At 46.6% G+C, this 14,943-nt stretch carries 12 protein-coding genes; 5 read left to right on the top strand and 7 right to left on the bottom strand.

The features are described from left to right. Positions 1–62: 62 nt before the first annotated feature. On the top strand, positions 63–650 hold the full coding sequence (locus NDI33_RS12220) for a Yip1 family protein (protein WP_190674855.1): 588 nt from the start codon (positions 63–65) through the stop codon (positions 648–650). A 252-nt stretch (positions 651–902) separates the two neighbouring features. Here the strand turns inward: NDI33_RS12220 and thrS are convergent, their stop codons facing one another. Then, positions 903–2,729 carry a threonine--tRNA ligase gene (gene thrS, locus NDI33_RS12215; RefSeq protein ID WP_190411609.1) on the bottom strand — a complete coding sequence of 609 codons (1,827 nt, stop codon included), beginning with the start codon at positions 2,727–2,729 and terminating at the stop codon, positions 903–905. A 173-nt stretch (positions 2,730–2,902) separates the two neighbouring features. Here thrS and NDI33_RS12210 point away from each other — a divergent pair, with 173 nt between their 5' ends. Next, positions 2,903–3,232 carry a DUF2605 domain-containing protein gene (locus tag NDI33_RS12210; protein WP_190411610.1) on the top strand — a complete coding sequence of 110 codons (330 nt, stop codon included), beginning with the start codon at positions 2,903–2,905 and terminating at the stop codon, positions 3,230–3,232. 119 nt (positions 3,233–3,351) lie between these two features. Beyond that, on the top strand, positions 3,352–3,669 hold the full coding sequence (locus tag NDI33_RS12205) for a DUF2973 domain-containing protein (RefSeq protein WP_190432497.1): 318 nt from the start codon (positions 3,352–3,354) through the stop codon (positions 3,667–3,669). Between the two features lie 117 nt (positions 3,670–3,786). Here the strand turns inward: NDI33_RS12205 and NDI33_RS12200 are convergent, their stop codons facing one another. Continuing rightward, a complete protein-coding gene (locus NDI33_RS12200) occupies positions 3,787–6,084 on the bottom strand; it encodes an amylo-alpha-1,6-glucosidase (protein WP_190411612.1) in 2,298 nt (765 codons plus the stop codon). A gap of 428 nt (positions 6,085–6,512) precedes the next feature. On the opposite strand from NDI33_RS12200, the gene NDI33_RS12195 reads away from it, so the two are divergent. Then, a complete protein-coding gene (locus NDI33_RS12195; protein ID WP_190674852.1) occupies positions 6,513–8,015 on the top strand; it encodes a glycoside hydrolase 100 family protein in 1,503 nt (500 codons plus the stop codon). 4 nt (positions 8,016–8,019) lie between these two features. Here NDI33_RS12195 and NDI33_RS12190 read toward each other — a convergent pair whose 3' ends face one another. From NDI33_RS12190 to NDI33_RS12175, 4 genes are all read right to left on the bottom strand, one after another. After that, entirely contained in the window at positions 8,020–9,069 is a 1,050-nt protein-coding gene (locus NDI33_RS12190; RefSeq protein WP_190411614.1) for a glycosyltransferase family 4 protein, read from the bottom strand. A 75-nt stretch (positions 9,070–9,144) separates the two neighbouring features. Beyond that, positions 9,145–9,507, bottom strand: coding sequence for a hypothetical protein (locus NDI33_RS12185; protein WP_190674850.1), 363 nt, complete (start codon positions 9,505–9,507; stop codon positions 9,145–9,147). 138 nt (positions 9,508–9,645) lie between these two features. Then, positions 9,646–9,822 (bottom strand): hypothetical protein, encoded by a 177-nt coding sequence (locus tag NDI33_RS12180; RefSeq protein WP_190674847.1) that lies wholly within the window; start codon positions 9,820–9,822, stop codon positions 9,646–9,648. 226 nt (positions 9,823–10,048) lie between these two features. Next, positions 10,049–11,431, bottom strand: a complete 1,383-nt coding sequence (locus NDI33_RS12175) for a cytochrome P450 (protein ID WP_190674844.1) — start codon at positions 11,429–11,431, stop codon at positions 10,049–10,051. Positions 11,432–11,721: 290 nt separating this feature from the next. Here NDI33_RS12175 and NDI33_RS12170 point away from each other — a divergent pair, with 290 nt between their 5' ends. Further along, a complete protein-coding gene (locus NDI33_RS12170; RefSeq protein ID WP_190674841.1) occupies positions 11,722–13,002 on the top strand; it encodes a sodium:proton antiporter in 1,281 nt (426 codons plus the stop codon). Positions 13,003–13,048: 46 nt separating this feature from the next. Here the strand turns inward: NDI33_RS12170 and mutL are convergent, their stop codons facing one another. After that, entirely contained in the window at positions 13,049–14,788 is a 1,740-nt protein-coding gene (gene mutL, locus NDI33_RS12165; protein ID WP_190674839.1) for a DNA mismatch repair endonuclease MutL, read from the bottom strand. Positions 14,789–14,943: the final 155 nt, after the last annotated feature.

Genomic DNA, 14,943 nt, shown 5'->3' with positions numbered 1-14,943 from the left:
TTTAGCTGGATTGGGGCTTAAAATCAGTTCTGCTACATCAAATCAATAAAACAAAGTAAAAAATGAACTTAATTAAGCGCATTCCAAATATCCTGTTGCACCCCAAAAGTGAGTGGCGAGCGATCGCAAAAGAAACAACCTCTAGCGCTAGATTGTATAACACCTATATTGCTCCTCTGGCAGCGATCGCTCCAATCGCCGCAGCCGTTGGTTGGGCAGTTATCGGCATCAATACCTCTAGTATCGTTACGTCTCGGTTGCCCTTAGTGCCAGCTATTTTATATGCAGGTGTTAGCTTTTTACTAACACTATTAAGCGTATTTTTCTTGTCGTTGATTATTAATGCTTTCGCTCCTCAATTTTCAGCCGAGAAAAATCAGCTACAAGCTCTTAAAGTTGCTGCTTATGCCAACACACCTGCCTGGTTAGCCGGTATCCTCCGTATCATCCCAAGTTTCACGATTTTCGCATTTCTTGCTGGGTTGTATAGCGTATATCTGCTATATCTGGGATTGCCGATTGTGATGAAATGCCCGAAAAATAAAGCAACCGCCTACACTGCGGTAACGCTTGCGGGTGCGGTTGTACTCTATGTATTTGTTATCGGGATTAGCAATCTATTGGTTACATTTCCCAAACCAGCACTCTAAAAAATGTTGGAATCGGCAGGCACTGGGAAGCTGAAAAATATCAATATTAAACGGATTTATAGCGTGCAATATAAAGGCGGAACCTCACCCCCAGCCCCTCTCCGTCCACGGAGAGGGGGAAAGATTTAACCCCTCTTTGCAAGCAAAGAGAGACTGGGCTGGGGTGGCATTTTTGCTGTTATTGAGATGCACCCAATTGAAAAAGGGCACTCTTTTGGAGTGCCCCTATATGAACTATGAACTGGCAACTTCTTAAAAATTGTCGAAGTTAGCGATCGCGTTTTTCATCTTCTCCAACACTTCTTCTACAGGAATGACCCCCACATCGCCAGCCGCGCGGGTGCGAATACTCAGGCTATTTGATTCCAGCTCTTTCGCCCCTACCACCGCCATGACAGGGATCTTGTCCTTTTCGGCATTGCGAATCATTTTGCCCATGCGATCGCCACTGGTATCGACTTCAACGCGAATACCAAGCGATCGCATCTTCTGTGCCACTTCCTGAGCAAAAGGCAACTGGGCATCGCTCACCGTCAGCAATCGCGCTTGGACTGGCGCTAACCACAGCGGGAAATCCCCCGCATACTCTTCAATCAAGATCCCGATGAGCCGTTCCAAGGAGCCAAAGGGAGCGCGGTGAATCATCACCGGACGCTTCCGGGAACCATCCTCCGCCACATATTCCAAATCAAACCGTTCTGGCAGGTTGTAATCCACTTGGACAGTACCCAGTTGCCACTCGCGGTCTAGGGCATCGCTAAAGATAAAATCCAGTTTAGGACCATAAAATGCTGCTTCGCCAATGCCTTCAAAGTAGTTCATGCCCAGGGTTTCCACGGCGCGGCGAATCGCACCTTGAGACTTCTCCCACGCTTCATCGGAACCAATGTACTTATCTGAAGCCGGATCGCGGAAACTGAGTCGCGCCTTGAAGTTTTTCAGTTGCAGACTCTTGAACACCGACAGAATCAAATCCACCACTTTCAGGAATTCGCTGTCTAGCTGTTCTGGCGTCACGAATAAGTGAGAATCATCCACCGTGAAACCGCGCACCCGCGTTAAGCCGCCCAGTTCCCCAGATTGCTCGTAACGGTAGACGGTGCCAAATTCCGCCAGACGCATCGGCAGTTCCCGATAGGAACGCAACTCGCTCTTATAGATTTGGATGTGGAAGGGGCAATTCATCGGCTTCAGGACGAATCCCTGTTCTATCGCCGCCGCCTGCTCATCTTCCGCCATCAGCGGGAACATATCCTCTTTGTATTTCTGCCAATGTCCGGAAGTTTTGAATAAATCGACTCTGGCAATGTGAGGCGTCACCACCTGCTGATATCCCCGTTTCAGCTGTTCCTGCTTCAGGAAGTCTTCTAAAACACTTCGCAACACCGTTCCTTTCGGCGTCCACAGCGGTAACCCCGGCCCCACCGGATCTGAGAAAATAAAGAGTCCCAGTTCTTTGCCGAGTTTGCGGTGATCTCGGCGTAGCGCTTCTTCCTTGCGGCGCTTATATTCAGCCAGCTGTTCTGGCGTTTCCCAAGCGGTGGCATAAATGCGCTGGAGTTGAGCTTTCGTTTCATCCCCCCGCCAATAAGCACCGGCAACACTTTCTAGTTCGATTGCCTTCGGGTTCAACTCACTGGTATTTTCCAAATGAGGGCCTGCACACAAATCCCACCATTGATCCCCCAAGTGGTAGATGGTAATTGGTTCCTCAATGTCTTCTAATATTTCTAGCTTGTAAGGCTCATTAATTGTCTTGATCCGACCTTCAGCTTCCTCGCGACTGACTTCTTCCCGAATCACTGGCAATTTCCGATTGATGATTTTGACCATCTCTTTCTGGATGGACTTCAAATCTTTTTCGGTAAATGGCTCTGGATTATCAAAGTCATAGTAAAAGCCGTTCTCAATCCAAGGGCCGATAGTCACCTGCGCTTTGGGAAACAGCTTTTGCACCGCCATTGCCATAACGTGGGAAGCGGTGTGACGGATTTTCTTCAACGATTCAGATTCGCTGGTACGGGGCAAATACATTTTTTCTGGCTGTTCTTGAGACGCTGGAGATTCTGAGACGCTCATCGGCGGTTCCATAAGGACGAAGAAACGGGCAATTAATCGGGTGTTACTGCCTCTATCATACCGAGGTTGTTTTTCCCTGGCGATGCGATTGCTGTTTAAGAGAATCTAAAAATATTATTACGAATTGTAAACTACGTTAAGATTAAATTTAGATAGTATTCGGTTTTTGATTCATGGCTGCTTCCAACTTGCCTGAAAATGAATTGCTGAAAACGGTATTACAACCGCTCTTAGAAGATTTTCAGTATTGGTTTGCGCGATCGCGCGCTCTCTTAGAAACTGAAGAAATTACTTTTTTAAGTGCCCAACAGCAATCCGACTTACTGGATCGAGTCAAGCTTGCTCACGCGGAAGTCAGCACCGCTCAGATGCTCTTTCAAGCGACTGATGCTCAAGTTGGCATTGAAACGTCAGTTCTGATGCCGTGGCACCAGTTGGTTACTGAGTGTTGGCAGGTGTCGATGCGCTTCCACGCTGAGCAATCCACTTCCACGAACAAGTAAATCTAAGGGCGAAACATTTTTACGGAAAATCCGGGGGCAAGCATTACCGTTTCGCCACGAATGCGAAAGCCCCTATTGACGAACATCCCATTAGACTGTGCGGCTTGGAGGAAAATCGTATGTTACACCTGCTTTATTTAATTGCCTTTACTGTTCTGGCGTTTCTTGCTATAGGGAATATGCTCCGCAACTTGTTAACCATCAGTAGTATGGATTCTCAACGGCGCTACCCACCAGGGATGCAGTCCCAATTTAGAGATTCTCGCTCTCCTTATGGGTCAATCCCACACCCGGAACTATTAGATGATGCCGGGAACCCGATTAATGAACCGCTTCTCGTGATGCGTTCCATGACCGTAGAAGACGCCCGCGAACAATTGGACGCCCTCTACAAATCTTCTCCCGGTATCAATGGGGAAACCTCTGAGGAAGCATGAAGTAGCGGGATTTTAAAAGGAAAATCAGATAATTTACTCAAAAAATTAGCAAGATTTTTTAGAGACTGGCAATCAGCTTGATAGAGCTGGGTGGGCATTCCCCACCCAGCTTCTAAATCAAGCTTCAATCACAACCCGCAAATTACCGCGTTTTTTGGCAACCCGACAGGCAGTGGTATTGCCGGAACGCTCAAATTCCAAATCCAGCAAAGTCTGCCCCACTCTCAAGTTCTGTAGCGCTAGACGATTAATCGACTCCGGCAAAGCAGGATCAATAATCCGCAAGCAGTTATTGGGAGCATCGGGGACTAAATTTACCATCATTTGCAGCAACTGGAAGATACTGCCGGTTGCCCAAGCTTGAGGAGAACAAGCGACCGGGTATTTGACCGTGGTGTTATCTTCTGTGCGTTCGTAACCGCAGAAAAGTTCTGGCGGTCGTTGATAAGGTTGCTGTAAAGTCATATCCATTAAAGCTTTGGCAAGTTCCAGCGCTTGATCGATTAGACCGAGCGATCGCACCCCCATCGCAATCATTGCATTGTCGTGAGGCCACACAGAACCGACATGATAGCCCATCGGATTATAAGCCGGTGACAAACTACTGAGGGTGCGAATCCCCCAGCCGTTGAACATATCCGGTGCCCGTAGCCGTTCCGCGACGCTATAAGCTTTTTCTGGTGTCAAGATGCCCAAATACAGACAGTGACCGGGGTTAGAAGTAATACTATCAACCTGATTGCCGTCGCCATCCAAAGCCAAGGCGCAGAAATCTTCCTCTGGCATCCAAAAATCCCGATTGAAGCGATTCTTCAAATCTCTCGCCTCATCTTGCCACCTGTCGGCTAAATCAAGGCGCTTCTTCATGCGGGCAATTTCTGCCAGACGGATTTTGGCAGCATAGACATAAGCTTGCACTTCACAAAGAGCGATCGCGCCCATCGCCATCTGCCCCTTGCGATTCACAATACAGTCGCCAGAGTCTTTCCACCCCTGATTCGCCAGACCCCGCTTCGATTGACGTTGGTAGATGAGATAACCCGTTTCCTTGCTGTTGCGGTCAATCCAATCCATTGCTGCCAAGGCATTAGGCCACAGTAGCTCTAGGGTTTCCCGATCGGCTGTCCAGGCAAAGTGTTCCGCATACAGCATTAACCATAGCGGGGTCGCATCTACGGTGCCGTAATAAGGTGTATGGGGAATTTCTTCACAACGCGCCATTTCACCCAACCGCAGCTCGTGCAAAATCTTCCCAGGCTGCTCATCGCGCCACTCATTATCCGTCTTCCCTTGGTATTCAGCCAAGATCGTAAGAGTTTCGCGGGCAATTGTAGGATCGAGCATCAGCGTTTGCGACGCCGCAATAATCGAGTCGCGCCCAAACAACGTCGAAAACCAAGGCACCCCAGCCGAGAGTACCTTCCCTTTGCCGAAAGACTGGCGTAGTAAATAAGTATCCTGCTCGGCTCGCTCGATCGCTCGATTAAACGTGTTTTTGTCTGAGCGAATCCCGGTTACGTGTTGACGCCACTCTTGCTGCTCCGATAACTCTGCGGCTCTAGCCTGTACCAGTGTGACTGGGGCAGATACCCTAGAAGTGGGACGGTTATTGGTACGCATTTGCAGCCGATAGCCCAGTTTTTGAGTTTCGTGAGGCTCCATCTCCAGCTGCCAAACTGCCGTATAACCACTGAGAGTGTCTGGCTGGCGATGAACAAACTCGATGTGCGATTCCATTACAGAGCCATCCAACCCTTGATAAGCGAGCGTCATTTCTTGCTTTTCGGGTTCTGCGGCTTGACTTTTAGGCACGGCTCGTAACAGCTGCCCCTTGTTTTTTCGACCGTACCCCCGGACTACAAATAAGTCCACAAAATCCGCATCAAAGCTGAGACTCAGTTGAAAGCGAATGGAACTGGTGCTGTAGTTGGAAACAGTTAATTCTTCAAACAGCGCTCCATTTAGGACAATTTCTCGGTTAATTCCGATGGTGTCGGCTCGAAGAGGTGCAAAGTCAAAAATTGCCCCGCCGTCAATTTGCTCATTTGGCTCTAATTTATCCCCTCCCTCTAATCGCTCTCCTCCGTCCATGCTGGGATTGGTACACAGAACTGAAAGGGCAAATCCTTTGTCAGCTGTGCTACTGAGCAAGACGGGGGAGCGTCCGTTAATTTGCAGTTCCAGGCGACTAAGGAACCGCGTATCGGCGCAGAAAAGCCCCATGCTGGCATTCATGTCATCGCCTAAACACCCGGCAATGTTGCCCAGGGTATCGGTGACTAAAAACAGGTCATTGTCTTTAATAGTAAGAGTCGGTTGGGGGCGATCGCCAAGAACGCAAGGCCACTCTGGAATGGGCAGCTCTTGTGCGGGAACAAAGGTTTTTCCGTCCAGTTCAAGAATATCCGGTGCCATGAATCAGGTTTCTGCTCAAGAATACAGGGTCTTTGTGAGGCTTTAATCAGGGTCACACGATCTAATTTAAAACCTTACCCATCGCTACTGATATTCAGTAGAGGATCGAGGTTTCGACAAATGTGCCCTTTTTATACTTCTACAAATCTAATCAACGATCCGCTCTATCGTTCGGAGAGAACAAAATTTCCAATTTTTTTCCAACTCTCTTACTGCGGACGGATTTTTTCTTCGCTCAACCTGGTCAATCATGCCCTTTGCGGGGATGACGGCGTTAAATGGAAATTCAACAATACACCACACCCTGCATTCTATAGTACGCTCTATTTAAGGGATTATGTTGCACAATTCTCTGGCTTAAAAGTGTCTGTGATGAAGCAGCATCTCGTATAATAGATTGCTCTAGAAATTAAGGAGGTTCGCATCTGATGGGAGTAGAGGCACTGGAAATAGAAGCATTACAAATACTGGTGGATTCGCTTATCTCTTATAAAGGACGGCTGGTTGGAACTCCAGCCGCTCATACTTATAAAAAAGATAAAAATGAAATAAATATCCCCAAAAAAGTTAGTAGAGATACGCTGAATTATGACCAAGTTTTTATTCGTGATTTTGTTCCAGTAGCACTTTTATTTTTAGTTAAAGGTGAATTTTCCGTTCAACTTGATAACAAAAAAGAGGTGACAGTCAACGGCAAGGAAATTGTCAAAAATTTTCTAGAAGTAACGTTAGAACTACACCAGCAAGAAAGATCCGAAACTTTTTTGAATACGGGTCGAGTTTTAATGCCAGCTAGCTTCAAAATTATTAAGAATAAGAAGGGCAAAGAACACTTAGACCCCGATTTTGGTCAGCACGCGATCGCTAGAGTCACGCCAGTTGATTCTAGCCTCTGGTGGATTATCCTGTTGCGGGCTTATTGGAAAGCGACGGGCGACACCTCTTTAGTCCATCAAGCCGACTTCCAAGAAGGAATCAGATTAATTCTGGAACTTTGTTTTAGCGATCGCTTCGATCGAGAACCTACTCTCTTAGTTCCCGATGGAGCTTTTATGATTGACCGTCGAATGGGCATCTATGGATACCCACTAGAAATCCAAGTCCTATTCTACGCTGCCTTGCGTGCTGCTGATGAGCTACTCGACCGCAAAAATCACAACAATAAAGATATTCTCTCAGCGATAGAGAAACGATTGGGTTCTCTGGCTAACCATATTCGGACTGAGTATTGGATGGATATGGATCGTTTAAATCAAACCTATCAGTACAATGTTGAGGAATATGGGGCAACCGCTATCAACAAATACAATATCTATGCCGCATCTATTCCTTATGCTAATTTAGACGAATGGCTGCCAGAAGACGGGGGTTATTTAGTTGGAAATATTGGCCCATCGCAGATGGATTTTCGATTCTTTTCGGTTGGTAACTTGATGGCAATCGTTTGTTCCTTAGTTACCAACGATCAGTCCGAAAAAATCATGAATCTCATCGAAAAACGAGATAAAGAGCTAATTGGACAAATGCCTTTCAAAATCTGTTATCCAGCCATAGAAGACGAAGATTGGAGAATTTTGACGGGTTGCGATCCTAAAAATAGTCCTTGGTCGTATCACAATGGGGGAAGTTGGCCTGTTTTGATGTGGATGTGGGCAGCCGCCGCTCGAAAATTGGGTCAAGATTCAAAAGAAGAAGAATATATGCAGTTTGCAAAAGCAGCAATTGAAAAAGCTGGAAAACGTTTGCAAAAAGAAGATTGGCCTGAATATTATGACGGGAAAAGCGGTCACTTAATTGGTCGAGAAGCCAGAAGGCATCAAACCTGGACTTGTGCCGGGTATTTATTAGCAAAAGAATTGATGACGCCCTCTGGTTTAGATCCCTTAGAATTAATCAAATTCAAGGAAAAAACTTATGCCAAAAATCAGTAATTTGCTAGTGTTTTACTCCTTCCGGATTCCCCATTAGCGTCATTTGATAAGCTCGTTCATACTCATCCACCATCGTCTTGACGCTAAAGCGATTCAAAACGTAGTCTCGGCACGTCTGGCGGTTTAAGGTCATCGCTTGTGGAATTGCGTCAATCATTTCTTGCAGAGAGTGACAAACAAATCCACTCTTGCCATGCGCGATGACTTCTGGCACCGAACCCATCGCCATTCCAATCACCGGCGTCCCCGTTGCCATCGATTCAATCATTACCAAGCCAAATGGTTCCCGCCAGGTAATCGGGAATAGCGTCACGGTGGCACCTCCTAGTAACTGCGCCTTTTCTTCGTGAGAAACTTCACCGAGATATTGGATTTGTTCGCCATCAATCAGCGGTTTTATCTGTTCATGAAAATAAACTTTGTCTACCGGGTCAACCTTACCTGCCATTTTTAAAGGATAGCCGCTGGCACGAGCAATTTTTATTGCTCCTTCCGGACCTTTTTCTGGGGAAATACGCCCCACAAAGGCTAGATAGGGCGGTTCAATTGCTTTTTCCTGAAAGGGATATACTGCTGGGTCGATGCCGTTGTAGACCGTATGGATGTAATTTAAACCGAGTCGGGGTTCTCTCTGAGCTTCACTGATACTGATATAAGGCTCCCATGCAAATTGCCGGAATATTTTCTCATTATCTGGCGTGAAAATGCCGTGTGTGGTGTGTACGGTCGGCGTCTTCACAAAAGGCGTATAGGGCAGAGCTGCATAGCCGACGTGGGAGTGAATAATATCAAAGTGATGCGCCTGTTGATAGACCTGAGAGAGCATCATTAGCTCATAAACTCCAGGCTCTTTAATCTTTGAATCTAAGCGCAGCGCTTGGTTATGCACTGACTTCATCTGAGCTTTTGTAATCGAGTCTCCAGAGGCGAATAATGTTACCTGATGACCGCGCCGAACTAATTCATCAGTTAGTAAACTGACAATGAGTTCAATCCCGCCGTAGCGAAAAGGTGGCACTCGTTCCCATAGCGGTGCAATTTGGGCAATTCTCATAAGAAAAACTGGAAGATGACAATCTTCAAAATCTTAGCTTAGTTTGCTCTGTTTAGAAACTAGATGTTTTCACCGTTAGCGATATTTGTTGCGAATCACATTGCGGATACTCCAGTAAAAGTTACTCCACTCTTCTACGAAGGTTTTAAGCATGAGAAAAGCGAAACATATAATTCCTACTGTAATCGCAGCGACTTTTAAAAGGCTTATCTGGGCACCCGCTATTTTAAATATTCCAGCACAGAGTAGAGCAATAATTCCTCCAATTATTAGGGATTTTACAGTTTTAAAAACAATAACGATAATTACCATAAATATAGATTCTAATCCTGAAAACAAGACATTTATCGCTTTAACTAACTCATTTCCATAACTTAAAAGTAACCAACTACTAATCCCTAAACCTGCACAAATTAGAATAATGTTAAGTATTATCATTATTTTGCCCTGATTAGTTCTTAACTAAAGATACTATGCTTCAACAAATCTGAGAATGAAGAAAACACTTAAAAGTTCCAGATTTTAACCAGCCTTTAGCTAAAACTACATAGAAATTGAGCATTTACTTCACCATATTTACAAAATCGTTGTTTTTCTCAATCTTAAACCAGAGGCGATCGCTATCTTGGTAGCGATCGCCTCTGGATATCCTGACTTTAAAAACTGCTGAATCCTGTAGAGGCGGGGTTTTCCCGCCGCTGCTGTGAATTGCAAGAGGACATGGGAAAGAAGATTTGGTACCAAGACTTGCATATTTTAAGCCCATGACCTTTTCATTAGAAGATAGGACTGAAGACAGAAGGAATCAATAAGAGTCAGAACTGTGCAAATTTACTAGGGATTTTCACAAGCCATTTTTGCAGTGTATAGAGTCTTTTGCATATCTTCAGCCGTACCTGTTAGTTTTCCAAGCGTTTCTTGTAAATCCTGATTGGACTGGCTAAAGCTCAAACTGAATGACAATTGAGCGAACAGTTATTTATGCAGACGTAGAAAGGGGCTGATGTATTTGAGTATTCTGGGGACGCTGACTGGTGATAAGCATCTGCATCGTTGCCGGGGGTGCTAAGGTAACGCCACGACGGACAGGGTTAACCGGACGTTGATCGGTGAGAGCTAGTTGATAACGCGAAAGCATCTTCGCCAGTACCAGCTTCATTTCAAACAAGGCAAATGCCATCCCGATACAACGACGATTGCTGCCACCAAAGGGCAAATATTCATAGGGAGAAAATTGCCGTTCCAAAAAGCGCTCAGGCTTGAAAGAATTTGCTTGGGGGTAAATATCCTCACGGTGATGAACCAGATAAATACAGGCAGCAAGCGGTGTACCGGCATCAAATTGATAGCCCATCAGTTGCACTGGCGATCGCGTAATTCGACCAAAAGTAAATATCGCCACTGGATAAATTCGCAACGTTTCCGAGCAAACAGCGTTGAGGTAGGGAAGTTTAGAAATGGCGCTGACATCTGAAACATCCCCAACACTATTCAGTTCTTGGAGAAGCTTGTCATGTACCTCTGGCTGACGGTGTATCCAATACAATGCCCAAGCGATCGCTGAAGCCGTGGTTTCGTGACCCGCCAACAGGAGGGTCATTAACTCATCGCGCAATTCTTCATCCGTCATTGGTTGCCCATCAGTATCCCGCGCAGACATCAGCAGCGTGAGAATATCTGTGCGATCTGGATCGAATTGCTCCCGGCGTTGCTGAATCTCATCGTAAATGAGTCGGTCAACTTGCTGCCGTTGGCGAAGAAATTTTCCCCAAGGACTCCAAGAACCCAAATCTCGTTGGAGTGATGGAAAAAAGAGGACGGCGGATGAGAGGGGAGAACTCACAGCATCCAGCATCGAAGTGAGGAGTCCCTTGAGTTCCTGAAAACGCTGACCCTCATTGATGCCAAAGACAGCGCCTAAGATGGTTTCCAGAGAAATCTCTTGCGTGGTGGCACGAATTAGGAAGGGTTTGCCAATCGTCAGCCGATTCATGACTTCCTCGGTAATGTCACAAATCAACTTGCCGTAAGCTCGCATTCGTTCCCCATGAAAGGGCGGAGTCAATAGCTGTCGCTGGCGCTGGTGGCGATCGCCATCTAGTAATATCAGAGATTGGTCGCCCAGCAAAGGTTGTAAAATCTTATTCCCACTACCGCTGTTAAATTGTCTGGGATCTGCCGTTAACAGCTCCTGAATTCCTTGCGGATTGCTAATGAGTACATACGGGGGAAAGCCACCCCAGCGGGCTGTGAAGCAGTCACCATAAGCTTTAACAGATGTTTCTAGGTACTGCACGGGTTGGGAAATCCATTGGAGTAGTTGCAGGAATTGCGACGTCTGCGGCCCATCAGGCAGTGTCATAGCGTTTTTCCTTTTATTTTTTCCTTTTATCGATCGCAAAACTAAGCTAGCAGAGGCAGCGATGCGATCGCTGTAATCTGGAGCGAAAACCTTCCACTAGAAAACCTTCCACTACAGGATAATTTGGCGTCAGGGTTTAGAGGCTTTTCAGGAGTGCGATCCTCAGCCTTCAGTCGTAAAAGTGGATCGATTGCATTTTGTCTAAAATCTAGCCCGGTGATGATTTGGGGTCTTCGGCAAGTCAGTAGAGTTCAGAGGGTACTGTTTTCAACTATGCCATCGCTAAATGTATGCTCCAAGTCCTATTCCCTCCTGTATCTATCTATATTCTTGACCTGTTGGTGATTGGTCTACTCCTGCTGATGGTTACTTTGGGATCGGGCTGGATTAAACGATTACCCCTCTCCTATGCCATCATTTACCTGCTCGTGGGTATCGGATTAGGGCAATACGGGCTTAAGTTAATTCAGATACGACCAGACGCCGAATTTCTGGAACGACTAACGGAATTTGTGGTGATTGTCTCCGTCTTTAACTGCGGTCTAAAGATGAATCGCCCACTCAGATTAAGGTCGTGGAACACAACAGTGCGGTTGATTGGATTTCTGATGCCGATTTCAATTTTTGCGATCGCTGCGGTTGGTCATTGGTTTTTAAAAATGGATTGGGGACCAGCGATTTTACTCGGTGCAATTCTCGCGCCAACCGATCCCGTCTTGGCTTCAGAAGTTCAGATGGGAGATCTAAAAGATAAAGATGAGCTGCGCTTTGGTTTGACTTCGGAAGGCGGTTTAAACGATGCGCTCGCTTTTCCGTTTGTTTATTTCGGGATTCACTCCTTAAAAGATAGCAACTGGGACAACTGGTTTAAACAATGGGTAGCGGTTGATTTACTTTGGGCGATCGCAGCTGGCATTGTCATGGGAATTATCGCGGCAAAAATGGTTGTTTTGGTTGACCAGCAACTGCAACGTTTCCGCCAGGTCGATGAGTTGATGGAGGATTTTGTTGCTCTCAGTACGATTTTAATTACCTATGCTTTGACAGAAATTGTTAACGGCTACGGCTTTTTGGCAGTTTTTGTGGCTGGAGTCGTCGTTCAGCGGAGTTACCACGATCCCGAAAAGAAAATTTCGCAATTTGAATTCACCGAACAAGTTGAGAAATTACTGGAAGTTGCAACAATTTTGATCTTAGGAACGCTATTGCGGTATGAGCCGATTCGCCAGTTTGGTGGTCAGGGTCTCTTGGTAGCAGTCTTGTTGATTTTTTTGATTCGACCTCTAGGAGTTTGGATTAGCTTTCTCGGTCGTCGCTACCCCTCTGAAACCCGCTTTTTGTTTGGCTGGTTTGGCATTCGTGGCGTTGGTTCTTTATATTATCTTTCCTATGCTTTTGGCGAAGGTTTAAAAGATACTTTGGGCGAACAAATTGCCTGGATTACTTACATCGTCATCGTGATTTCTGTATTTTTGCATGGGATTAGTGCTACTCCTTTGATGAATTGGTACGAACACAATATCAAGACAGAAGGGAGGAAAAAGAAACAAAAGGTTACTGCTGATTCTTGATAATTCAGTAAGGACACGGCATTGCCGTGTCCTTACTGAATTATTTCTAAATCCCATGACTTTTGCCAATTACCCAATGACGGCGAAAGAAACGCGAAAGCGTTGATTCTTCTAAGGACAAATAAATTGGACGACCGTGGGGACAGGTGCGAGGATGACGAGTTCGCTGCCATTGTTCTAAGAGAGTTTGCATCTGGAGCAAGCCGAGAGGAGTCCCGTTGCGGATGGCGGTGCGGCAGGCGATCGCTACTTGAGCGGTTTGCAAATCTCCACCCAAGCTGAGTTCCACTAGGGCGTCTGCACAATCTTCTCGTTCTCGTAAGGGTGCGGGTGCCGTGCGAATCGCCCAGAGTTGTTCGCCAAAAGGTTCTATATCTAGGTTGATCTGTTCGAGTTGCTGGATCTGAGCAGGAGAAAGATGATTCAAGATGACGGGGGGTTCTAGGGGGACGAGTTGCCAAGCTTGGCACAACTGCTCGTACAAAACCCGTTCGTGGGCAATGTGCTGCTCCACCAACCACACCCCAGCCGGATGCTCTGCCACAATGTAGGTGTTGTGAACTTGGGCAACGGCTCGGAGTTCCATCAATCCGATCTCATCAGTTTTCTTTGCCTGAGTATCCGTTGGCTGCGATTGCAGGGAACGATTGACGCTGTAGGCACTTTTCGCTTCCGCTGCTTTGATCAGGCGGCTGACTCGCTCTGGAGTTTTTTCCAGAATCGTCCCCACATTTAGACGCAAAGCTTGCTCAATCGCTGCTGTCACCTGTTCTTGCCAGTAATTGAGCTGGTTTAAGTAAATTTCGGCTTTGGCAGGATGGCGGTTCCAGTCTATTTGACTGGCACAGATGAAAAGATGCAGAAAACAGATCGGATAGCGATCGCGCGGGAGCGTTCGCATTAAAGCCCCCAGGATCGTTTGCTCCAGTTCCGGCGACTTTACGTGCCTTCCATTCATCGCCACCCGTACCCAATCGGGACGGCGGCGATGGCATCTGTCTGGCAAGCCGAGTACCACTGTCAGGGTTGAGTTTAGAGTGGAGTTAGATTCTCCGCCGCTTCCAGGCGCGTCTGTTCCTGCTTTTTCTGGAAGGGTTGGCACTTTCACTGTTAGATGCTGCAAATCACTCGGTCGGATTTCCCGGAGAATTTGAGGCAAAATCTGTTGCGCTGTCTTCCCAGGACTAATGGTGAACCATTGGCGGTCATTTTGCTGAACCTGCCAGGTGACATGAGGATGACAAAGGGCGATTTGCTGAATCGTCGCTTGCACTGCTCTGAGTTGTTGGGCGGCGGAAGGCATTCCCTGACGCCGCGCCAACCAATTGCCAAACAGATTAGAGACGGTGACAACAGTACCGGGCGCGATCGCTACAGTTTCCACCTGCACGAATTCCCCGACTGAGTTATAAACCACTCTCCAACCTTCACAACTTCCCGCAGAACGACTAAAAATCTCCAACTCTGCTAACGCTGCCAAACTGTGCAACGCCTCTCCCCGAAATCCCAGACTGCTAATTTTCCACAAGTCTTCTAAGTCGCGGATTTTGCTGGTGCTGTGGGCAGTTGCAGCTTGTTTCAGGTCTACCAAATCCATGCCGCAGCCATTATCTGCGACTCGCACCCGCCACTGTTCCGGCGATAGGGAGATGCTGATGCGGGTTGCACCGGCGTCAAGGGCGTTTTCCGCTAATTCCCGCACTACAGCAGCCAAAGAGTCAATGACTTCTCCAGCGGCGATTAAATTTACTACCTCTGCCGGTAGAGTTTGAATACTAGACACCATGAGATCCAGTTTAGTTTAGGCGAGAGTTGCTGTTTATTTGCCGCAATTTTGCCGAAAATATTTGTCAATTGGGATAGGAATTCTAACACTTTACTCTGCCTAAAGAAGGATTATTTAAATGTTCTTTCTCCAGAAAGAGAAGTTAAATATCAAAT

Source organism: Trichocoleus sp. DQ-A1 (genome assembly GCF_039961955.1).
Classification (GTDB): domain Bacteria; phylum Cyanobacteriota; class Cyanobacteriia; order Cyanobacteriales; family FACHB-T130; genus FACHB-T130.
Note: the sequence above shows the minus strand (reverse complement) of the source record. Positions and strands in the feature narration are given on the sequence as shown.

Bases quoted from the DNA above. Each gene is read 5' to 3' on its own strand.
- NDI33_RS12220 (WP_190674855.1), top strand. From the start codon at position 63: ATGAACTTAATTAAGCGCATTCCAAATATCCTGTTGCACCCCAAAAGT.
- thrS (WP_190411609.1), bottom strand. From the start codon at position 2,729: ATGAGCGTCTCAGAATCTCCAGCGTCTCAAGAACAGCCAGAAAAAATG.
- NDI33_RS12210 (WP_190411610.1), top strand. From the start codon at position 2,903: ATGGCTGCTTCCAACTTGCCTGAAAATGAATTGCTGAAAACGGTATTA.
- NDI33_RS12205 (WP_190432497.1), top strand. From the start codon at position 3,352: ATGTTACACCTGCTTTATTTAATTGCCTTTACTGTTCTGGCGTTTCTT.
- NDI33_RS12200 (WP_190411612.1), bottom strand. From the start codon at position 6,084: ATGGCACCGGATATTCTTGAACTGGACGGAAAAACCTTTGTTCCCGCA.
- NDI33_RS12195 (WP_190674852.1), top strand. From the start codon at position 6,513: ATGGGAGTAGAGGCACTGGAAATAGAAGCATTACAAATACTGGTGGAT.
- NDI33_RS12190 (WP_190411614.1), bottom strand. From the start codon at position 9,069: ATGAGAATTGCCCAAATTGCACCGCTATGGGAACGAGTGCCACCTTTT.
- NDI33_RS12185 (WP_190674850.1), bottom strand. From the start codon at position 9,507: ATGATAATACTTAACATTATTCTAATTTGTGCAGGTTTAGGGATTAGT.
- NDI33_RS12180 (WP_190674847.1), bottom strand. From the start codon at position 9,822: ATGCAAGTCTTGGTACCAAATCTTCTTTCCCATGTCCTCTTGCAATTC.
- NDI33_RS12175 (WP_190674844.1), bottom strand. From the start codon at position 11,431: ATGACACTGCCTGATGGGCCGCAGACGTCGCAATTCCTGCAACTACTC.
- NDI33_RS12170 (WP_190674841.1), top strand. From the start codon at position 11,722: ATGCTCCAAGTCCTATTCCCTCCTGTATCTATCTATATTCTTGACCTG.
- mutL (WP_190674839.1), bottom strand. From the start codon at position 14,788: ATGGTGTCTAGTATTCAAACTCTACCGGCAGAGGTAGTAAATTTAATC.